18 protein-coding genes and 1 pseudogene are annotated in these 19,045 nt (G+C 58.2%); 7 read left to right on the top strand and 12 right to left on the bottom strand.

Translation table 11 applies throughout. The features are described from left to right. Nucleotides 1–147: 147 nt before the first annotated feature. A complete protein-coding gene (locus tag L2I46_RS24585) occupies nucleotides 148–1,131 on the top strand; it encodes a quinone oxidoreductase (RefSeq protein WP_023291630.1) in 984 nt (327 codons plus the stop codon). 181 nt (nucleotides 1,132–1,312) lie between these two features. Here L2I46_RS24585 and pspG read toward each other — a convergent pair whose 3' ends face one another. The 3 genes from pspG to L2I46_RS24570 form a co-directional block, all read right to left on the bottom strand. Next, nucleotides 1,313–1,555, bottom strand: a complete 243-nt coding sequence (gene pspG, locus L2I46_RS24580; protein ID WP_004206297.1) for an envelope stress response protein PspG — start codon at nucleotides 1,553–1,555, stop codon at nucleotides 1,313–1,315. Between the two features lie 140 nt (nucleotides 1,556–1,695). Next, the gene (gene dusA, locus L2I46_RS24575) at nucleotides 1,696–2,694 is read right to left on the bottom strand and encodes a tRNA dihydrouridine(20/20a) synthase DusA (protein ID WP_072199093.1); all 999 of its coding nucleotides are present in this window, start codon (nucleotides 2,692–2,694) and stop codon (nucleotides 1,696–1,698) included. Nucleotides 2,695–2,794: 100 nt separating this feature from the next. Beyond that, the gene (locus L2I46_RS24570; protein WP_023291628.1) at nucleotides 2,795–3,283 is read right to left on the bottom strand and encodes a cupin domain-containing protein; all 489 of its coding nucleotides are present in this window, start codon (nucleotides 3,281–3,283) and stop codon (nucleotides 2,795–2,797) included. Nucleotides 3,284–3,530: 247 nt separating this feature from the next. Between L2I46_RS24570 and zur the strand changes: the two genes are divergently transcribed. After that, on the top strand, nucleotides 3,531–4,046 hold the full coding sequence (gene zur / locus L2I46_RS24565) for a zinc uptake transcriptional repressor Zur (RefSeq protein ID WP_049013098.1): 516 nt from the start codon (nucleotides 3,531–3,533) through the stop codon (nucleotides 4,044–4,046). A 95-nt stretch (nucleotides 4,047–4,141) separates the two neighbouring features. Here zur and L2I46_RS24560 read toward each other — a convergent pair whose 3' ends face one another. Beyond that, nucleotides 4,142–4,351 carry a CsbD family protein gene (locus tag L2I46_RS24560; protein ID WP_023291626.1) on the bottom strand — a complete coding sequence of 70 codons (210 nt, stop codon included), beginning with the start codon at nucleotides 4,349–4,351 and terminating at the stop codon, nucleotides 4,142–4,144. A gap of 65 nt (nucleotides 4,352–4,416) precedes the next feature. Here L2I46_RS24560 and L2I46_RS24555 point away from each other — a divergent pair. Then, nucleotides 4,417–4,528 (top strand): annotated as a pseudogene (locus L2I46_RS24555) (hypothetical protein); the annotation flags it as partial. Between the two features lie 60 nt (nucleotides 4,529–4,588). Here the strand turns inward: L2I46_RS24555 and dinF are convergent. From dinF to L2I46_RS24540, 3 genes are all read right to left on the bottom strand, one after another. After that, nucleotides 4,589–5,905 carry an MATE family efflux transporter DinF gene (gene dinF / locus L2I46_RS24550; protein WP_065805933.1) on the bottom strand — a complete coding sequence of 439 codons (1,317 nt, stop codon included), beginning with the start codon at nucleotides 5,903–5,905 and terminating at the stop codon, nucleotides 4,589–4,591. Nucleotides 5,906–5,974: 69 nt separating this feature from the next. Further along, nucleotides 5,975–6,583 carry a transcriptional repressor LexA gene (gene lexA, locus L2I46_RS24545; protein WP_004206291.1) on the bottom strand — a complete coding sequence of 203 codons (609 nt, stop codon included), beginning with the start codon at nucleotides 6,581–6,583 and terminating at the stop codon, nucleotides 5,975–5,977. Between the two features lie 122 nt (nucleotides 6,584–6,705). Continuing rightward, nucleotides 6,706–7,074, bottom strand: a complete 369-nt coding sequence (locus L2I46_RS24540) for a diacylglycerol kinase (protein WP_236948287.1) — start codon at nucleotides 7,072–7,074, stop codon at nucleotides 6,706–6,708. A gap of 128 nt (nucleotides 7,075–7,202) precedes the next feature. Here L2I46_RS24540 and plsB point away from each other — a divergent pair, with 128 nt between their 5' ends. Further along, a complete protein-coding gene (gene plsB, locus L2I46_RS24535; RefSeq protein ID WP_017900122.1) occupies nucleotides 7,203–9,626 on the top strand; it encodes a glycerol-3-phosphate 1-O-acyltransferase PlsB in 2,424 nt (807 codons plus the stop codon). Between the two features lie 58 nt (nucleotides 9,627–9,684). Here the strand turns inward: plsB and ubiA are convergent, their stop codons facing one another. The 5 genes from ubiA to malK form a co-directional block, all read right to left on the bottom strand. Further along, entirely contained in the window at nucleotides 9,685–10,551 is an 867-nt protein-coding gene (gene ubiA, locus L2I46_RS24530; protein ID WP_002884808.1) for a 4-hydroxybenzoate octaprenyltransferase, read from the bottom strand. Between the two features lie 12 nt (nucleotides 10,552–10,563). Continuing rightward, nucleotides 10,564–11,061, bottom strand: a complete 498-nt coding sequence (ubiC, locus tag L2I46_RS24525; protein ID WP_017900123.1) for a chorismate lyase — start codon at nucleotides 11,059–11,061, stop codon at nucleotides 10,564–10,566. A gap of 186 nt (nucleotides 11,062–11,247) precedes the next feature. Further along, entirely contained in the window at nucleotides 11,248–12,177 is a 930-nt protein-coding gene (malM, locus tag L2I46_RS24520; RefSeq protein ID WP_008807310.1) for a maltose operon protein MalM, read from the bottom strand. A 114-nt stretch (nucleotides 12,178–12,291) separates the two neighbouring features. Next, a complete protein-coding gene (locus tag L2I46_RS24515; protein ID WP_002884747.1) occupies nucleotides 12,292–13,581 on the bottom strand; it encodes a maltoporin in 1,290 nt (429 codons plus the stop codon). Nucleotides 13,582–13,666: 85 nt separating this feature from the next. Further along, nucleotides 13,667–14,776 carry a maltose/maltodextrin ABC transporter ATP-binding protein MalK gene (gene malK, locus L2I46_RS24510; RefSeq protein ID WP_002884743.1) on the bottom strand — a complete coding sequence of 370 codons (1,110 nt, stop codon included), beginning with the start codon at nucleotides 14,774–14,776 and terminating at the stop codon, nucleotides 13,667–13,669. Between the two features lie 370 nt (nucleotides 14,777–15,146). On the opposite strand from malK, the gene malE reads away from it, so the two are divergent. The 3 genes from malE to malG all read left to right on the top strand — a co-directional run bounded on the left by malE (nucleotide 15,147) and on the right by malG (nucleotide 18,916). Further along, nucleotides 15,147–16,337: a maltose/maltodextrin ABC transporter substrate-binding protein MalE gene (gene malE / locus L2I46_RS24505; protein ID WP_004206285.1), complete on the top strand. Its 1,191-nt coding sequence runs from the start codon at nucleotides 15,147–15,149 to the stop codon at nucleotides 16,335–16,337. Nucleotides 16,338–16,466: 129 nt separating this feature from the next. Next, nucleotides 16,467–18,011 (top strand): maltose ABC transporter permease MalF, encoded by a 1,545-nt coding sequence (gene malF / locus L2I46_RS24500; protein ID WP_236948286.1) that lies wholly within the window; start codon nucleotides 16,467–16,469, stop codon nucleotides 18,009–18,011. Between the two features lie 14 nt (nucleotides 18,012–18,025). Continuing rightward, a complete protein-coding gene (gene malG, locus L2I46_RS24495; protein WP_236948285.1) occupies nucleotides 18,026–18,916 on the top strand; it encodes a maltose ABC transporter permease MalG in 891 nt (296 codons plus the stop codon). The last annotated feature ends 129 nt before the right edge of the window (nucleotides 18,917–19,045 follow it).

The following is a 19,045-nucleotide window of genomic DNA, read 5'->3' as shown; positions in this document are numbered from 1 at the left end:
GAAAAGAGCGTGACAGTATAGCGAGAAAGCCATTGCCGCTAAAGAACCCATTCAGCGTGACTGGCCTGAGGCGGGTAAGAAAATCCGTCGCCGCCGCCGCAGGCTGTTAAGCTTACTGGATAATCTCAGAACAACACAGGAGCGAACATGGCAACACGCATCGAATTTTCAAAACACGGGGGGCCGGAGGTGCTTCAGGCGGTTGAATTCACGCCCCGCGATCCCGCTGAGCATGAAATTCAGGTCGAAAACAAAGCCATCGGTATCAATTATATCGACACCTATGTTCGTGGCGGCCTCTATCCGCCGCCGTCGCTGCCGAGCGGCCTCGGCACCGAAGCGGCCGGCGTCGTCAGTAAAGTTGGCCATGGGGTATCGCACATTAAGGTAGGCGATCGGGTGGTGTACGCCCAGTCGGCGCTCGGCGCCTACAGCACGGTGCACAATGTGCTGGCCGACAAAGCGGCGGTCCTCCCGGACGCCATCTCTTTCGAACAGGCCGCCGCGTCGTTCCTCAAGGGATTAACGGTCTGGTATCTGCTGCGCAAAACCTATGAAATTAAGCCTGATGAGATGTTCCTGTTTCACGCGGCCGCCGGCGGCGTGGGGCTGATAGCCTGTCAGTGGGCGAAAGCGCTGGGGGCGAAACTTATCGGCACCGTCGGCAGCGCGCAGAAGGCGCAGCGCGCCAAAGCGGCGGGCGCCTGGCAGGTGATTAACTATCGCGAAGAACCTATCGCGGAGCGGCTCAAAGCGCTCACCGACGGTAAGAAAGTCGCCGTGGTCTATGACTCGGTAGGGAAAGATACCTGGGAAGCCTCTCTGGACTGTCTGCAACGCCGCGGCCTGATGGTCAGCTTTGGCAACTCCTCCGGCCCGGTAACCGGCGTTAATCTGGGGATCCTGAACCAGAAAGGTTCTCTGTACGTCACCCGCCCATCGCTGCAGGGCTATATCACCAACCGGGAAGAGCTGGCGGAAGCCTGCAGTGAGCTGTTTTCGCTGATCGCAAGCGGCGTGATTAAAGTGGACGTGCCCGAGAGTCAGACCTATCCGCTGACCGAAGCGCGACGGGCGCATGAAGTTCTGGAGAGCCGGGTGACACAGGGGTCGAGTCTGCTGCTGCCGTAAGCGGACTAAGGGACAAAAGTTTAGGGCTTCCACCTGGGAAGCCCTTACTTTTTTTTAGTTCGGCTGTATGTAGGGTACAGCGCGATGAATTCGTTAACGCGCTAATAGTGACAGATTTGCGCAGTAATGCCTACGCGGTTCTGTGCAAAATTGTTCAGGTTGTGACATACCCCTCAATACCTTAGTAACGCCAACGGTTATTGTCGCGAAAAGCGTTTCCGTCCGGGGTTTTCAGTGCCCGAATAACCCACACCACCACCACCGCCAACAGCAGCCACGGCAGCAATTTAATCATTAAAGCAAACAAACCGCCGACGAACATCAGCGCCGTAGCCACCACGATGGCGGCGATAATCCCCAACAGCGATACGCCGGTGACCAGCAGCATGACAAAAAATCCGATGACAAATAACAGTTCCAGCATGGCTCTCTCCCCACAGTCATTAATATGTCGCTCTGCAGGTAATACAAAAAACATGCCAACAATAAATAATTGAATTTAAAAGAAAACGCCCCGCAATGGTGTGCGGGGCGTGGTCAATTTCACCAGGTTTTGGTGAGAAACTAACGCTTATCGGCCACCAGCTTCAGGGCCTGCTCCAGCACCGCAATGTCGGCGCCGGCTTTATGCGCATTCTCGCTCAGGTAGCGACGCCACTGGCGGGCGCCCGGGATACCTTGAAACAGTCCCAGCATATGACGGGTGATATGGCCCAGATAAGTGCCCTTGCTGAGCTCGCGCTCAATATACGGGTACATGGCCCGCACGACGGCCACGGGATCGGCATCCGCGCCGGCGACGCCGAAAATCTCCCGGTCGACCGAAGCCAGAATGCCCGGATTCTGATAGGCCTCACGCCCGACCATCACCCCATCCATATGCTCAAGCTGTGCTCTGACTTCATCCAGCGATTTGATGCCGCCGTTAATCGCCATCGTCAGATGGGGGAAGTCGCGCTTCAGCTGCCAGACGCGGGGGTAATCCAGCGGCGGGATCTCGCGGTTCTCTTTCGGGCTCAGACCGGAGAGCCAGGCTTTGCGCGCGTGAATAATAAACATCTCACATTCGCCCTTGCCGGAGACCGTCTCAATGAAATCGCAAAGGAATTCATAGCTATCCTGGTCGTCGATGCCGATACGGGTCTTCACCGTGACCGGGATCGACACCACATCGCGCATCGCTTTGATACAGTCGGCCACCAGCTGGGCGTTCCCCATCAGACAGGCGCCAAACATCCCGTTCTGCACCCGATCGGAGGGGCAGCCGACGTTGAGATTGATCTCATCATAGCCGCGCGCCTCGGCCAGCTTCGCGCACTGCGCCAGGGCCTGCGGATCGCTGCCGCCGAGCTGCAGAGCAACCGGGTGTTCTTCTTCGCTATAGGCCAGATAGTCCCCTTTGCCGTGAATAATCGCCCCGGTGGTCACCATTTCGGTATACAGCAGCGTATGCCGCGACAGCAGCCGCAGGAAGTAGCGGCAATGCCGGTCAGTCCAGTCGAGCATCGGCGCGATGGAGAAGCGGTGAGCAGGAAAAACAGGTGACGTTGATTCAGGCATCATGGCGAATAAATAAGCATCCGGGTAAAAAGGGGCGCTACTATAGCATAAAGATAAACCACAGGCGCGTAGTGCGCCGCGCTTCGCCCCTTCCCGGAGTCGATTACTTTATCCGCGGTTTGCCGTCATGTGGGCCAAAGAACTGCGGCGGATGATCAACCCAGCGATCCTGGCGCGTCGCGGCATAGCCGGGATTGAGCGGGTAGTAAATTCGGTTGTACTTTTTGTTGGCCTCACCCACCACCAACAGACGAACCTCCTGCTCGGTGTTATTGAGAAAGGTGTGGCAAACACCGGTGCCGGCGGGGAAACCCACGCTATCGCCCGGCTCCAGCTTCCAGAGATAGCCGTTTATCCACACTTCCGGATAGCCCTCCAGCACATAGATGAACTCTTCCTCATCGCTCTCCGCGTGCGGGTAAGAGGTGCGCCGCCCGGGCGGCAGTCTCTCGTGGTGGATCCCCAGCCGGTTGAGGCGTAAACCGCGCCCCAGCGGCGCGCCAATGGAAAAACGCTCCGGGCTGTCGGGATAAGTGGCATCGTCGGGCCCTTCCAGTTCGCGCCAGTGGCGAATGCAATCAGGTCGTTTCATCGTTTTCTCCCGAAAATGAGACACTTCAGATATAGCATACCCTGGGTCAGGCGTGTTGCGATTAAATCGGGCATACGGTTTTAACGACCGGCTAAGGCGCAGCCTCCACGAGCGTCAGCGGCCAGCGCCAGGGAGTGGACTGGCGCCGACAATCTGAAGTATGACCCGCATCACCCGTCGGGTCTCGGCGTTTTCCGCGGAACGTGATAAAGTAACAGATTCAATTTCACGCAACCTGAGGATGCTCATGGATAAGACCCCTTCGCAAGAGATGTTAGCGCATGCTGAAAAGCTGTGTGCGCAACGCGGCGTACGCCTGACCCCACAGCGTCTGGAAGTGTTGCGCCTGATGAGCCTGCAGCAAGGGGCAATCAGCGCCTACGACCTGCTGGATCTGCTGCGTGAGAAAGAGCCGCAGGCGAAGCCGCCGACGGTCTACCGCGCGCTGGAGTTTTTACTCGAGCAGGGTTTTGTCCACAAGGTGGAATCGACCAACAGCTATGTGCTGTGTCATCTCTTTGACCAGCCAACCCACAGCTCGGCCATGTTTATCTGCGACCGCTGCGGCGTGGTGAAGGAAGAGGCGGCTGAAGGGGTGGAAGATATCATGCATACGCTGGCGGCCAGAATGGGCTTCGCCCTGCGCCACAACGTGATTGAAGCTCATGGCCTTTGCGCGAGCTGCGTGGAAGTGGAAGCCTGCAGCACGCCGGGACACTGCCAGCACGATCATACGATTCAGCTCAAAAAGAAAGCCCGCTGAGCGGCAGCCGCAGCGGGAAAAAGGGTTAACGGCGCGTCCCTGCGCCATTTAGACAGGCACTAACACAAATGCTTCATTCTTCGGATCACGGAACGCTACCAGCGATAGTCGTTCTTATGCTCCCAGTCTGAGACTTCTTTCTCAGCCTGATCTTTCTCATAGCCGTAACGCTCCTGAATTTTGCCGACCAGCTGGTCGCGTTTCCCTTCGATTACGGTCATATCGTCATCGGTAAGTTTGCCCCACTGTTCCTTGGCTTTACCTTTCAACTGTTTCCAGTTACCGCCGATTTCGTCTTTATTCATGATAACGTCCTCATCATTCGGTGGGTTTACAGCCCGTTTTGTGCCGGACATGGTATTAACTATAGATGAGAATGCTGGCGCCGATTCGTTATTCGGAATTTTTAACCATAGCCCTCATTGGAAACGCTGAAGGTGGTTTTCCCGGCACGCGCTACGCTCGGCCGGGCTACTGAGTCGCTCCGGCAAGCCTGGCGCTACCGGAGGACGTTCCCCGATAATGGCGAGCTAGAGAAAGGGCTAACTAAACCAGGTGCCGCGTCGCCAGTGGCGGCGCCAGATCAGCGCCAGCGACAGGCCTCGCAGCGCGAGAAACACCGCCAGCGCCAGCCACAGGCCGTGATTGCCGAGCGCCGGGACCGTAAGCAGCGTCACGGCGAAGCCGGCCGCGGCGACCGCCATACTGTTCCGCATCTCCGCGCCGCGCGTCGCGCCGATAAACATGCCGTCCAGCAGATAGCACCAGACCCCGACCACCGGCAGGATGGTCTGCCAGATCAGATAGCGATCGGCCAGCTGCTGCAGGGAAGGCAATGAGGTTAACAGCGCGATGATGTACTCCCCCGCCAGGCTGTAAACCAGGGCAAACGCCAGCGCCACCATACCGGACTGCCGGCAGGCCGCCCGCCACACCTCCAGCAGCTGGCTGCCGTCGCGCGCGCCGTAGGCCTGGCCGGAGTGGGCCTCCACGGCATAGGCAAAGCCATCCAGCGCGTAGGCGGTAAAGGTCAGCATGGTCATTAGTACGGCGTTGACCGCCACGATATCGCTGCCCAGACGGGCGCCGTAGACGGTCAGCGCGCCAAAGCACAGCTGCAGCAGCAGGGAGCGCAGCATGATGTCGCGATTCAACGCCAGCAGACGGCGCATGTCCCCGCGCCAGGCGTTTTTCAGCATCGCCAGCGACACGCCGCGCAGCGTCAGCACCCGCTTCGCCATCATCAGGCCGATAATGAGAGTGGCGTACTCCGCGGTGACCGTGGCCAGCGCCGCCCCCTGGACGTTCATCCGCAGGCCCATCACCAGCCACAGGTCTAGCACAATATTCAACAGATTACCGACCACCAGCAAAATCACCGGCGCCCGGGCGTACTGGACCCCCAGCAGCCAGCCGAGCAGCACAAGGTTGGCCAGCGACGCGGGAGCGCTAAGCCAGCGGATATCGAGAAACCGTCTCGCCTGCTCGAGAACCGCCTCGCTGCCGCCGACGATATGCAAGGCGAGGTTAATCAGCGGCAGGCGAAACAGGATAATCAACGCCCCGGCGCCCAGCGCCAGAGCCAGCGGCTGCACCAGCGCCCGCGCCAGTCGCAGCGGATCTTTGGCCCCCCAGGCCTGAGCGGTCAGCCCGGTGGTGCTCATGCGAAGAAACAGCAGCAGCATAAACAGGAAACTGGTGGCCGTCGCTCCGACCGCGACGCCGCCGAGGTATACCGGGCTGTCAAGGTGGCCGATCACCGCGGTATCCACCAGCCCCAGCAGCGGGACGGTGATATTGGAGAAAATCATGGGGAGTGCAAGGCGCCACAGCGCTTTATCGGCAGCGTTGAGCAGCATGTTCGGAGACCTGATTGAGGACAAACGTCGCAGCGTCATGCATCAGATGACGCTGCGCGGGGGCAGGCGTTACAGCCATTCTCCATTACGGATCACGCCAACGGCCAGACCCTCAATGGTAAAACTCTGCTGACGCAGATCGACAACGATAGGGGTAAATTCGCTGTTTTCCGGCAACAGTTCGACGACGTTGCCCTGCTTTTTCAGGCGCTTCACCGTCACTTCATCGTCAATGCGCGCTACCACCACCTGGCCGTTACGCACATCCTGGGTTTTGTGGACCGCCAGCAGATCGCCATCCAGAATACCGATGTCTTTCATCGACATCCCGCTGACGCGCAGCAGAAAATCGGCGTTGGGCTTGAACATCGACGGGTCGACCTGATAGTGGCCTTCAATATGCTGCTGCGCCAGCAGCGGCTCACCGGCGGCGACGCGGCCGATCAGCGGCAGGCCGTGCTCTTCTTCCGTCAGCAGGCGGATACCGCGCGAGGCGCCGGAGACGATCTCGATTGCGCCTTTACGCGCCAGCGCTTTCAGGTGTTCTTCCGCCGCGTTTGGGGAACGGAACCCCAAGCGCTGAGCAATCTCCGCACGCGTCGGCGGCATGCCCGTCTGGCTGATATGATCCCGAATGAGATCAAACACCTCTTGCTGCCTGGTCGTTAACGCTTTCATTCCGCCCCCTGGGTGTATATACAGTTATGCTGTGAGTATATACAGCTAACGGTGATTTTGGAACCACATGGCACACAAAAATCGGCAGATTGTTTATATTTTGCGAGGGTTAGCGAAGAACGTTAGTGAAAATGGCTCCACAGCAGCGTTCCCCAGGTGATCAGCGCGATGATAATCGCCAGCAGGACCGCCGCCGACCCCATGTCTTTGGCGCGCCCTGAAAGCTCGTGATAATCCGAGCCAATACGGTCCACGACCGCCTCAATCGCGCTGTTGAGAATTTCGACTATCATCACTAGCAGGACCGAGCCAATCAGCAATACGCGGGTGATGGCGTCGACGTCCAGCCAGCAGGCTATCGCGACGGCCACGATGGCGGCGACACCTTCCTGACGAAACGCGGCCTCGTTGATCCACGCCGCGCGAAATCCTTTCCAGGAGTAACCTGCCGCCTTAATGATTCGGGTTAACCCGGTGGTATTATTGGCCATCACAAAACCTTTTTATGTAAATGACGTCGATGAGTGTACGCGTTTGCCGCGCGGTAACGGAAATTTTGCCCGCTTTCTGTTATTCTTGCCGCGCATTTGCATGATTAACCAGAGGCTTCACATCGTTTATGTCCGGCTGGCAACGAATTTACTATAAATTACTGAATTTACCATTACGGGTGCTGGTAAAAAGCAAGTCTATTCCGGCAGAGCCTGCTCAGGAATTAGGACTCGATACCTCGCGCCCGGTCATGTACGTCCTGCCCTATAACTCCAAGGCGGACCTGCTGACGCTGCGCGCCCAATGTCTGGCACATGATTTACCTGACCCGCTTGAACCGCTGGAAATCGACGGCGCCCTGCTGCCGCGCTACGTATTCATCCACGGCGGGCCGCGCGTATTCACCTACTACACGCCAAAAGAAGAGTCCATCAAGCTGTTCCACGACTACCTCGATCTGCACCGCAACCATCCGGATCTCGATGTGCAAATGGTGCCGGTGTCGGTGATGTTCGGCCGCTCGCCGGGTCGTGAGAAAGGGGAAGTTAATCCGCCGCTGCGGATGCTTAACGGCATTCAGAAATTTTTCGCCGTCTCCTGGCTCGGCCGCGACAGCTTCGTGCGTTTCTCGCCTTCCGTATCGCTGCGCCGCATGGCGGATGAGCACGGTACCGATAAGATCATCGCCCAGAAACTGGCTCGCGTCGCGCGGATGCATTTTGCCCGCCAGCGCCTGGCCGCCGTCGGCCCGCGTCTGCCGGCCCGCCAGGATCTGTTTAACAAGCTGCTGGCGTCGAAGGCCATTGCCCGGGCGGTGGAAGACGAAGCGCGCAGCAAGAAAATTTCCCACGAGAAGGCCCAGCAGAACGCGATTGCGCTGATGGAAGAGATTGCCGCGAACTTCTCTTACGAGATGATCCGCCTGACCGACCGCATTCTCGGCTTCACCTGGAACCGCCTGTACCAGGGCATCAACGTGCATAACGCCGAGCGCGTACGCCAGCTGGCGCACGACGGCCATGAGATTGTCTATGTCCCCTGCCACCGCAGCCACATGGACTATCTGCTGCTCTCTTACGTCCTGTACCACCAGGGGCTGGTGCCTCCGCATATCGCGGCGGGTATCAACCTTAACTTCTGGCCAGCCGGGCCAATCTTCCGCCGCCTCGGCGCATTCTTTATTCGCCGCACCTTTAAGGGCAATAAGCTCTACTCCACGGTGTTCCGCGAGTACCTTGGCGAACTGTTCAGCCGCGGCTATTCCGTGGAGTATTTCGTCGAAGGCGGCCGCTCCCGTACCGGCCGTCTGCTCGATCCGAAGACCGGTACGCTGTCGATGACCATCCAGGCGATGCTGCGCGGCGGCACCCGGCCGATCACCCTGGTGCCGATTTACATCGGCTACGAGCACGTGATGGAGGTAGGGACCTATGCCAAAGAGCTGCGCGGCGCCACCAAAGAGAAAGAGAGTCTGCCGCAGATGGTGCGCGGCTTAAGCAAGCTGCGCAATCTTGGCCAGGGCTACGTTAACTTCGGCGAACCGCTACCGCTGATGACCTATCTGAACCACCATGTGCCGGAGTGGCGGGAAGCGATTGACCCGATCGAAGCGGTCCGCCCTTCCTGGCTGACGCCGACGGTGAATAACATCGCCGCTGACCTGATGGTACGCATCAACAACGCCGGCGCGGCCAACGCCATGAACCTCTGCTGTACGGCGCTGCTGGCCTCCCGCCAGCGTTCGCTGACCCGTGAGCAGCTCACCCAGCAGCTGGAGTGTTACCTCGCGCTGCTGCGCAATGTGCCCTATTCGCCGGATGCCACCGCGCCGTCCGCTTCGGCCAGCGAGCTTATCGACCACGCGCTGCAGATGAACAAGTTCGAAGTCGAGAAAGACACCATTGGCGACATCATCATTCTGCCGCGCGAGCAGGCGGTGCTGATGACCTACTATCGCAACAACATCGCCCATATGCTGGTGATGCCGTCGCTGTTAGCCGCCCTGGTGACTCAGCATCGTCATCTCAGCCGCGCCGAAGTGCTGCGCCATGTGGAAACGCTCTATCCGTTCCTCAAAGCCGAGCTGTTCCTGCGCTGGGAGAAAGCGGAGCTGGCCGGAGTGATGGATGCGCTGATTGCCGAGATGCTGCGTCAGGAGCTGATCGTCATCGATGGCGATGTGATGAGCCTCAACCCGTCGCACTCTCGCTCTCTGCAGCTGTTGGCCGCAGGCGCCCGCGAGACGCTGCAGCGCTACGCCATTACCTTCTGGCTGCTGAGCGCTAACCCGTCGATCAACCGCAGCTCGCTGGAGAAAGAGAGCCGTACCGTGGCTCAGCGCCTGTCGGTGCTGCATGGCATCAACGCGCCGGAGTTCTTCGATAAAGCGGTGTTCAGTACCCTGGTGTTGACCCTGCGCGATGAAGGCTATATCAGCGATACGGGCGATGCCGAGCCGGAAGAGACCCTGAAGGTCTATCGGATGCTGGCGGATTTGATTACGTCGGATGTACGTCTGACGATCGAAAGCGTCACGCAGGACGACGCGTAACGCGGCGTTTGCTGTCCTCCTCGCCCCCCGGCAAACCGGGGGGATGGGGACAGGGATTTTACAGGTAGCTCATCGCCAGGCCGAGGAACAGCACCAGCCCGACGTAGTTATTGTTCATAAACGCTTTAAAGCAGTTATCGCGGTCGCGATTGAAGATAAGCTTCTGCTGCCAGCCAAACAGACCCGCCGCCACGAACAGCGACCAGTAGTATTCCCAGCCCAGCCCGTTCAGCCAGCCTACCGCGCCCATCAGCGCCAGCACGGCCACCTGCAGGATACCGATAATCAGACGATCGTTTTCGCCGAACAGGATCGCCGTCGATTTAATGCCGATCTTGACGTCGTCATCGCGATCCACCATCGCATACTGGGTATCGTAGGCCACCGCCCATAGAATGTTGGCGAGGAACATCAGCCAGCAGCTCAGCGGCAGCGATTCGCTGACGGCCGAGAAGGCCATCGGGATCGACCAGCCAAAGGCCGCCCCCAGCACCACCTGCGGCAGATGGGTGTAGCGCTTCATAAACGGATAGACCCACGCCAGCGCCAGCGCTGCCACCGACAGCAAAATCGTCATGGTGTTGAGGGTGAGCACCAGCAGGAAGGAGAGCAGCACCAGAACGATAAACAGCGTTCGCGCCTCTTTCTCGGTGACGTCGCCGCTCGGCAGCGGACGGCGGGCGGTACGCTTTACGTGACCATCAAATTTTCGATCGGCATAGTCATTCACCACGCAGCCGGCGGCGCGCATCAGCCAGACGCCGGCGACGAACACCGCCAGGATCCACAGCGGCGGGACGCCCGGCGAGGCCACCCACAGCGCCCACAGCGTCGGCCACAGCAGCAGCAAGGCGCCGATCGGTTTGTCAGTGCGCATCAGGCGATGAAACGCCAACAGCTTATTCTGCGACAGACTCCACTCCATTTTTTCTTCCTCTTAGTACAACGGCGACGCAGGCAAAAACAGCTCGGTCAGCAGCAGGGGTTTGCCGCTCAGCCGCAGACGGGAACGACGCCCCCACAGCGCTGCATCGCGACCAATTTCAATAAAATCGCGGGTTAACGTCGACGACGTGAACAGGTATCGGCCCAGCGGGGTCTGCCCGAGCTGCTGTAGCGCCAGCTCCGGCCCACACAGCGTCGACTCCGGCACCACCGTGCGTCCGGCCAGCCAGGGCTCGCCATCGGCATTGAGTATAATCTCCCGCAGCCAGTAGCGCGGCTCGTCGGGCAACAGCGCCGCTTCGTCAGCCAGCGCCTCACGCCCGATATACCCTTCGTTAACCAGGGTGACGGTGACCTGCTTTCCTTGTTGCTCAAAACGCTGGGTCATTGAGTCCTCCAGCAGCAGCCAGTCACTCAGGGGCGGCGCCAGGGGCGGCATAACGGCAAAATAGCGCAGCGCACGCAGTCGCGTAAGCGCAGGATGGGACATGCCTGATTCTCCGGTACATAACGTGAGAGCATTGTATCGCAGAATAGGCGGTTGGTGGCGGGCAAACGTCAATATACGATCATTCACGCAACAGCCATGCAACAGACCGCCGCGCGTGAAAAAAAGGTGCATCCCGGAGGATGCACCTAAAGGCTGTGCCTAAACATCAGCATTGTGGGGAGACGATTACCCCTTGCCTTTTACACTGCTGATAAAGGTGGAACGAGCGGATTTGGAGCCGAGGCGCTCAGCTTCGTTCATCAATTTCAGGGCTTTGTCGATGTCACCTTGTTTCACCGCCTGCTTAATACCGTTGTTGAAGTAGGTCTCGGTATCGCTGAGCATCGGTTCGCTTTTGGCGGCCGGCGCCGCAGCGGCTGCGGCGGCTGGCGCAGCTACCGGCGCCGCGGTGTTACCGACGGTGACCGGGCCCGGGCCGGAGGAGCCGAACAGCGGCCCCACCAGCACGCTGGAGGTGCTGTTGGTTTTCACTTTCAGCTTCAGCACACCATCGGTGGTATGTTTGGCGATCGGATCCGGGATGTCCGGCGCCGCATTGCCTGCGCCTTTGGCATAGGCCTTCGCCGGATCCAGCAGGGTGGTGGTCTGCTGGAGATCTTTTTCAGTGGTAAACACCAGCACATAGAGCTTCTGCTGGCCCAGCGCCGGGGTCAGGCGCATCACACCGCCCAGGCGATCGGCAGTCATCACGCCCGGCTGCTGATAGGTAAAGTAGTTGCTGGGAAAGAACGCCGCTGGCGTCATGTTCTGGTCGAGAATCAGCACGTTCGGCGCAAAAATCTGCTTATGTTTGTTCAGTTCGCTGTCGAGGGTCAGGGTCAGCTCACCGATATTGGCCGGCACGCTCCAGGCGGCGACCGGTCCGACGATCCCTGGAACATCCAGGCGTTGACCGCCGGTGGTTAAATCTACGCTCTGCGTCTTCGATTGATCGGCAGGCGTCCAGATCAGCTGCTGCAGCGCGCTGGCTGGAATAGACGGCGCGGCGCTGGTGTTCTGCGGTACAAAGTTAACGTCGGCAAGGCTCATCCCCGGCACGCATGCCAACATCCCTGCGGATAAACACAGAGCGACGAGAGTTTTCTTCATTTTCATTCTTCTCACCTTGGATAGCATCGGTTTAGCGGTAGCCAGGCAATAGCGCGCTAACCCTGAATAGTCAGGAGGGGCCGATGCCCCTCCCAGGTTACACCCGTCCTGCGGACGATATTACCACCACACTTCCATCTGGGCACCGAAGGTAACTTCGCTGTCGTCACCGCGGCTGGAGGTGAAAGCGCCGCTTCCGCTGCTGTCTTTCGTCTGCAGACCAGAGGTGTTGCTGTAGCCCCAGTTTTCATCCCACTTCGCGTAGGTTGCGAAGATACGGATAGCCGGACGAGACCAGACGCTGTTGCCTGCCTGCCACTGTTGAGCCAGAGTAATTTTGTACTGGTTGTTGTTTTCGCTGGTACGCTGAGATTTCACGTTGTCGTAACCGATTTCCAGCTGGGTGCTCATGATCGGCGTCCATTTGTACATCGGACGAACACCCACGGTGTACCAGGTGGAGCCGTTTTTGCTGTCCAGATCCACGTCCTGGTACATCGCAACGTACATCAGGCCCCAGTCATCGTTGAAGTCCATCGCGCCGTGATCAAGAACGCGGATCATGCTGCCGTTGTTATCGATGCTGGTTCCCTGAGAGTGGCCGCTGTTCCAGGAGGTCATTGCGTCAGTGGCGTACTGAACCACAAACTTGTTGAAGCCGCCCCAGATGGACTGAGTATGTTCACCGGTCCACATCCAGCCGTCTTTCGACGCGCCGTCTTCCAGGCGATAGTCATCCTGCGGGTTCGCACGGCCGTAATCGACGCCTAACTCCAGTACGCCGCCCGGGTTGGTTTCCAGGCCCGCCAGACGGATGTCAAAGACGTCGTTGGCAGTTTTCGCAGCATATTTCTTGGTGTCATCGCTGGAGAAAGTATAAGAACCGCCGCTTTCTGAGTTACGGGTAGCGGCCAGAGAGAGCTTACCGAAGCCAAGGTCAACGTTTTCCAGACCTGCACCCGGGCCGGAGATATCCCAGTAGTAGAAGTCGATCATGTGAACGTCATGACGCTGATAGAAGCGTTTACCCGCCCACAGCGTGGAGCCCGGCAGCCAGTCGATCAGGTTTTTACCTTGGATGTTGGCTTCACGGAACGCCGGAGAGGTGCTTTCCCAGTCATCTTCCTGATTCACGGAATAGGCAACGTTAGTATCGAAATAAAAACTCTTATCTCCTTCCTTCCACAGCTCCTGGCCCAGCTTCAGTTCCGCATAGGTTTCACATTCGTTACCAAGACGGTATTTACTTTGAGCGCCGGTCGCTTTGAAGCACTGTTGCTCGCCGCCGCTGCCGGTCCAGCCAATGCCGGAACGCGCGTAGCCATGGAAATCGACAGCCAGCGCCTGAGCAGACATAACGCCTGCCGCGACGGCGACCGCCAGTGGAAGTTTGCGCAGAGTAATCATCATTCTATCTCCTGAGATCATTGCTTTTCTTTGCACGCTTCGCCGGTGTACCGTCAGCCGGGTTCGCGCCTTTTTTTAATGGGAAGCCTTACACGCCCGGCTCTTTATGCAGCCGACGACAAGCGGTGCCATCCTCACGGAATAAATGGCAACGTTCTGGCGGCAAACCGATAGCGAATGTGGCTCCCTCTTCTACCAACACCACGTCGTTCTGGCGGTAGACCAGGTTTTGACGGATGGCGGGGATCTGGATATGAATTTGCGTTTCGTGACCTAACTGTTCGACAACCTGAACCTCGCCTTCGAGGGTCACATCGGCGATATCGCTGGGCAGTAAATGCTCCGGGCGGATACCTAAGGACATGTTGGCGCCCGCCTGAACGTTGGCGCTGTCCACCGGTAGCCAGATTTGCTGACGGTTTGGCAGTTCAACCTGCACCTGATCGATAGCCGTCGCGGTAACTTTGACCGGCAGGAAGTTCATCTTCGGTGAACCGATAAAGCCGGCGACGAAGCGGTCAGCCGGATAGTGATAGAGTTCCAGCGGTTTCCCGACCTGCGCCACACGGCCGGCGTCGAGGACCACGATCTTGTCCGCGAGGGTCATCGCTTCCACCTGATCGTGGGTCACATAGATCATGGTGCGGCCCAGTCGCTTATGCAGACGGGAGATTTCGATACGCATCTGAACGCGCAGGGCGGCATCGAGGTTGGAGAGCGGCTCATCCAGCAGGAAGACGCTCGGCTCAGCCACCAGCGTACGGCCAATCGCCACACGCTGGCGCTGACCGCCGGAGAGGGCTTTCGGTTTACGCTCCAGCAGATGGGCCAGCTGCAGCACTTCCGCCACCTGGGTCACCCGCTGGTTAATCAGATCTTTTTTCGCGCCGGCCAGCTTCAGGCCAAACGACATATTTTCCGCAACGGAAAGGTGGGGATAGAGCGCATAAGACTGGAATACCATCCCAACGCCGCGTTCTGCCGGTGGGATCTCGTTCATGCGGGTGTCACCGATAAACAGGTCCCCGCTGGTAATAGTTTCTAACCCGGCAATCATACGCAGCAGGGTAGATTTGCCGCAGCCCGATGGCCCGACAAACACGACGAATTCCCCTTCGTGGATATCGAGATTGATATCTTTCGATACCACCACGTCACCCCAGGCTTTCGTTACATTTCGCAGCTGTACGCTCGCCATGCCCTTCTCCCTTCGTTACAACCTGTCACTAACAGTCACATTCAAGATGGGTCGACTATGCGGCATTCATTAGCCGGGCAAATCCTCCACCCCCCGGCTTTTTTATGGGGGAGGAGATGGGAGGATGAGAGATTGGCTCTCGCCGCGGGGGATGGCGGGCAGCGGGTGATTTCGTGATGGAGGCGACAAAATTGGGCGCTTTTTTCTGTGCTCCAGGACGCAATACGGCCGTTTTTGCAATGGAGATCACACAACCAGCGGGTGGGGCGTAGACCTGGGGAGGATGGAAAGGGGTTGTTAAAAAAGGAAACTCATCATCGTTAAGCCACCGAAGTGTATCCACGAGTACAACACCAAAAAGGACGGGTATATGAAAATCAAAACTGGCGCTCGCATCCTCGCGCTGTCGGCACTGACCACGATGATGTTTTCCGCCTCTGCCCTCGCGAAAATTGAAGAAGGTAAGCTGGTTATCTGGATTAACGGCGACAAAGGCTACAACGGCCTCGCTGAAGTGGGTAAAAAGTTTGAAAAAGACACCGGCATTAAAGTTTCTGTAGAACACCCGGACAAGCTGGAAGAGAAATTCCCGCAGGTTGCGGCGACCGGCGACGGCCCGGACATCATCTTCTGGGCGCATGACCGTTTCGGCGGCTACGCGCAGTCCGGCCTGCTGGCGGAAATCACCCCGGACAAAGCGTTCCAGGACAAACTCTATCCATTCACCTGGGATGCCGTTCGCTATAACGGCAAACTGATCGCCTACCCGATCGCGGTGGAAGCGCTGTCCCTGATTTACAACAAAGACCTGGTGCCGAACCCGCCGAAGACCTGGGAAGAGATCCCGGCGCTGGATAAAGAACTGAAAGCGAAAGGTAAGAGCGCGCTGATGTTCAACCTGCAGGAACCGTACTTCACCTGGCCGCTGATCGCTGCCGACGGCGGATACGCGTTCAAGTTTGAAAACGGCAAGTACGATGTGAAAGACGTCGGCGTGGACAGCGCAGGCGCGAAAGCGGGCCTGACCTTCCTGGTTGACCTGATCAAGAACAAGCACATGAATGCCGATACCGATTACTCCATCGCGGAAGCGGCCTTCAACAAAGGTGAAACCGCGATGACCATCAACGGTCCGTGGGCGTGGTCTAACATCGATAAGAGCAAGGTTAACTACGGCGTAACCCTGCTGCCGACCTTTAAAGGCAAACCATCGAAACCGTTCGTTGGCGTGCTGAGCGCGGGGATCAACGCCGCCAGCCCGAACAAAGAGCTGGCGAAAGAGTTCCTCGAAAACTACCTGATGACCGATCAGGGTCTGGAATCCGTTAATAACGACAAACCGCTGGGTGCGGTGGCGCTGAAATCCTTCCAGGAAAAACTGGAAAAAGATCCGCGCATCGCTGCCACCATGGCGAACGCCCAGAAAGGCGAAATTATGCCTAACATCCCGCAGATGTCTGCCTTCTGGTATGCCGTTCGTACCGCGGTTATCAACGCCGCCAGCGGTCGTCAGACTGTCGATGCTGCGCTGAAGGATGCCCAGAGCCGTATCACTAAGTAATGCTGTAGCGCACGTGCCGGATGGCGGCATGAATGCCTTATCCGGCCTACACAATCCGTAGGCCGGATAAGCGCAGCGCCATCAGGCACTGACGCCGACAGATGTTTAACGCTGTAGAGGATGATCCCCATGGATGCCGTTAAAAAGAGACACTGGTGGCAAAGTCCGCAACTCACATGGTCTGTGATTGGCTTACTGTGCCTGCTGGTGGGTTACCTTGTTGTTTTGATGTACGCCCAGGGGGAGTACCTGTTCGCCATCATGACGCTGATTTTAAGCTCAGTTGGCCTGTATATTTTCGCTAATCGCAAGGCCTATGCCTGGCGCTATGTCTATCCCGGCCTCGCCGGCATGGGCCTGTTTGTCCTGTTTCCGCTGATCTGTACTATCGCTATCGCGTTCACCAACTACAGCAGCACCAACCAGCTGACCTTTGAGCGCGCGCAGCAGGTGCTGATGGATCGCTCCTTCCAGGCCGGCAAAGCCTATAACTTCACGCTGATCCCGGCAGGCGACGAGTGGAAGCTGGCCCTGGCCAATGGCGAGAGCGGTAAAAACTACCTTTCCGACGCCTTTAAATTCGGCGGCGAGCAGAAGCTGGCGTTAAAAGAAACTGACGCCCTGCCGGAAGGCGAGCGCGCCAACCTGCGCGTCATTACCCAGAACCGCACCGCGCTGAACCAGCTGACCGCCGTACTGCCTGATGACAGCAAAGTGATCATGAGCTCGCTGCGCCAGTTCTCCGGCACCCAACCGCTGTATACGCTTGGCGAAAACGGCGAGCTGACCAACAATCAAACCCACGTCAAATACCGCCCGAACAACGACGTTGGTTTCTACCAGGCAATCAACGCCGACGGTAGCTGGGGCACAGAAAAGCTGAGCCCGGGCTACACCGTGACTATCGGCTGGGATAACTTTACCCGCGTCTTCCACGATGAAGGCATCCAGAAACCGTTCTTCGCCATCTTCGTCTGGACGGTGGTGTTCTCGGTTCTGACCGTGGTGCTGACCGTCGCGGTGGGGATGATCCTCGCCTGCCTGGTGCAGTGGGAAGCGCTGAAAGGCAAAGCGATTTACCGTGTCCTGCTGATTCTGCCGTATGCCGTACCGTCATTTATTTCGATTCTGATTTTCAAAGGCCTGTTCAACCAGAGCTTTGGTGAAATCAACATGATGCTCAGCGCGCTGTTCGGCATTAAACCGGCGTGGTTTAGCGACCCGACCACCGCGCGCACCATGATCATCATCGTCAACACCTGGCTGGGCTACCCGTACATGATGATCCTGTGCATGGGGCTGCTGAAGGCGATTCCGGACGATCTGTACGAAGCGTCGGCAATGGATGGCGCCGGCCCGTTCCAGAACTTCTTTAAAATTACCTTCCCGCTGCTGATTAAGCCGCTGACGCCGCTGATGATCGCCAGCTTCGCCTTTAACTTTAACAACTTCGTCCTGATTCAACTGTTGACCAACGGCGGTCCGGACCGTCTCGGCACCACCACCCCGGCCGGTTATACCGACCTGCTGGTGAGCTACACCTACCGTATCGCCTTTGAAGGCGGCGGCGGTCAGGACTTCGGCCTGGCGGCGGCTATCGCAACGCTTATCTTCCTGCTGGTTGGCGCGTTAGCGATTGTGAATCTGAAAGCCACACGCATGAAGTTTGATTAAGGGAGATAACGATAATGGCTATGGTCCAACCCAAATCGCAGAAGCTACGTTTATTTACCACGCATCTCCTGCTACTGATTTTTATCGCCGCGATTATGTTTCCGCTGCTGATGGTTATCGCTATCTCGCTGCGCGAAGGCAACTTCGCCACCGGCAGCCTGATCCCGGATACCATCTCCTGGGAGCACTGGCGTCTGGCGTTAGGCTTCAGCGTCGAACACGCGGATGGCCGCGTCACGCCGCCACCGTTCCCGGTCCTGCTGTGGCTGTGGAACTCGATTAAGGTCGCCGGGATTACCGCGATCGGTATCGTCACCCTCTCCACCACCTGCGCCTACGCTTTTGCCCGTATGCGCTTCCCGGGGAAAGCGACCCTGCTGAAAGGGATGCTGATTTTCCAGATGTTCCCGGCGGTGCTGTCGCTGGTTGCCCTGTACGCGTTGTTTGACCGCCTGGGCCAGTACATCCCGTTCGTCGGCCTCAACACCCACGGCGGCGTGATCTTTGCCTACATGGGCGGTATCGCCCTGCACGTCTGGACGATTAAAGGCTACTTCGAAACCATCGATGGCTCGCTGGAAGAAGCGGCGGCGCTGGATGGCGCGACCCCATGGCAGGCGTTCCGCCTCGTGCTGCTGCCGCTGTCGGTGCCGATTCTGGCGGTGGTCTTTATTCTGTCGTTCATCGCCGCCATCACCGAAGTGCCGGTCGCCTCGCTGCTGCTGCGCGATGTGAACAGCTATACCCTGGCGGTAGGCATGCAACAGTATCTCAACCCGCAGAACTATCTGTGGGGCGATTTTGCCGCCGCGGCGGTACTCTCCGCCATCCCAATCACGGTAGTGTTCCTGCTGGCGCAGCGCTGGCTGGTGAACGGCCTGACGGCGGGTGGGGTGAAAGGTTAAGTTTTTTTTGTAACACCGGCCCCAAATTTCAGATGGGGGCCGACGGTCTAGCCGCAATACACGACCCCAACCGGGTATTGTCGCCGTCGCCCTCAGCTGAAAAAGTAAGGCCAATGCCACTGCTATCCT

The sequence above is a fragment of the Klebsiella sp. 2019SCSN059 genome (assembly GCF_021739525.1).
Taxonomy (GTDB): domain Bacteria; phylum Pseudomonadota; class Gammaproteobacteria; order Enterobacterales; family Enterobacteriaceae; genus Klebsiella; species Klebsiella quasipneumoniae.
Note: the sequence above shows the minus strand (reverse complement) of the source record. Positions and strands in the feature narration are given on the sequence as shown.

Bases quoted from the DNA above. Each gene is read 5' to 3' on its own strand.
- L2I46_RS24585 (WP_023291630.1), top strand. From the start codon at position 148: ATGGCAACACGCATCGAATTTTCAAAACACGGGGGGCCGGAGGTGCTT.
- pspG (WP_004206297.1), bottom strand. From the start codon at position 1,555: ATGCTGGAACTGTTATTTGTCATCGGATTTTTTGTCATGCTGCTGGTC.
- dusA (WP_072199093.1), bottom strand. From the start codon at position 2,694: ATGATGCCTGAATCAACGTCACCTGTTTTTCCTGCTCACCGCTTCTCC.
- L2I46_RS24570 (WP_023291628.1), bottom strand. From the start codon at position 3,283: ATGAAACGACCTGATTGCATTCGCCACTGGCGCGAACTGGAAGGGCCC.
- zur (WP_049013098.1), top strand. From the start codon at position 3,531: ATGGATAAGACCCCTTCGCAAGAGATGTTAGCGCATGCTGAAAAGCTG.
- L2I46_RS24560 (WP_023291626.1), bottom strand. From the start codon at position 4,351: ATGAATAAAGACGAAATCGGCGGTAACTGGAAACAGTTGAAAGGTAAA.
- dinF (WP_065805933.1), bottom strand. From the start codon at position 5,905: ATGCTGCTCAACGCTGCCGATAAAGCGCTGTGGCGCCTTGCACTCCCC.
- lexA (WP_004206291.1), bottom strand. From the start codon at position 6,583: ATGAAAGCGTTAACGACCAGGCAGCAAGAGGTGTTTGATCTCATTCGG.
- L2I46_RS24540 (WP_236948287.1), bottom strand. From the start codon at position 7,074: ATGGCCAATAATACCACCGGGTTAACCCGAATCATTAAGGCGGCAGGT.
- plsB (WP_017900122.1), top strand. From the start codon at position 7,203: ATGTCCGGCTGGCAACGAATTTACTATAAATTACTGAATTTACCATTA.
- ubiA (WP_002884808.1), bottom strand. From the start codon at position 10,551: ATGGAGTGGAGTCTGTCGCAGAATAAGCTGTTGGCGTTTCATCGCCTG.
- ubiC (WP_017900123.1), bottom strand. From the start codon at position 11,061: ATGTCCCATCCTGCGCTTACGCGACTGCGTGCGCTGCGCTATTTTGCC.
- malM (WP_008807310.1), bottom strand. From the start codon at position 12,177: ATGAAAATGAAGAAAACTCTCGTCGCTCTGTGTTTATCCGCAGGGATG.
- L2I46_RS24515 (WP_002884747.1), bottom strand. From the start codon at position 13,581: ATGATGATTACTCTGCGCAAACTTCCACTGGCGGTCGCCGTCGCGGCA.
- malK (WP_002884743.1), bottom strand. From the start codon at position 14,776: ATGGCGAGCGTACAGCTGCGAAATGTAACGAAAGCCTGGGGTGACGTG.
- malE (WP_004206285.1), top strand. From the start codon at position 15,147: ATGAAAATCAAAACTGGCGCTCGCATCCTCGCGCTGTCGGCACTGACC.
- malF (WP_236948286.1), top strand. From the start codon at position 16,467: ATGGATGCCGTTAAAAAGAGACACTGGTGGCAAAGTCCGCAACTCACA.
- malG (WP_236948285.1), top strand. From the start codon at position 18,026: ATGGCTATGGTCCAACCCAAATCGCAGAAGCTACGTTTATTTACCACG.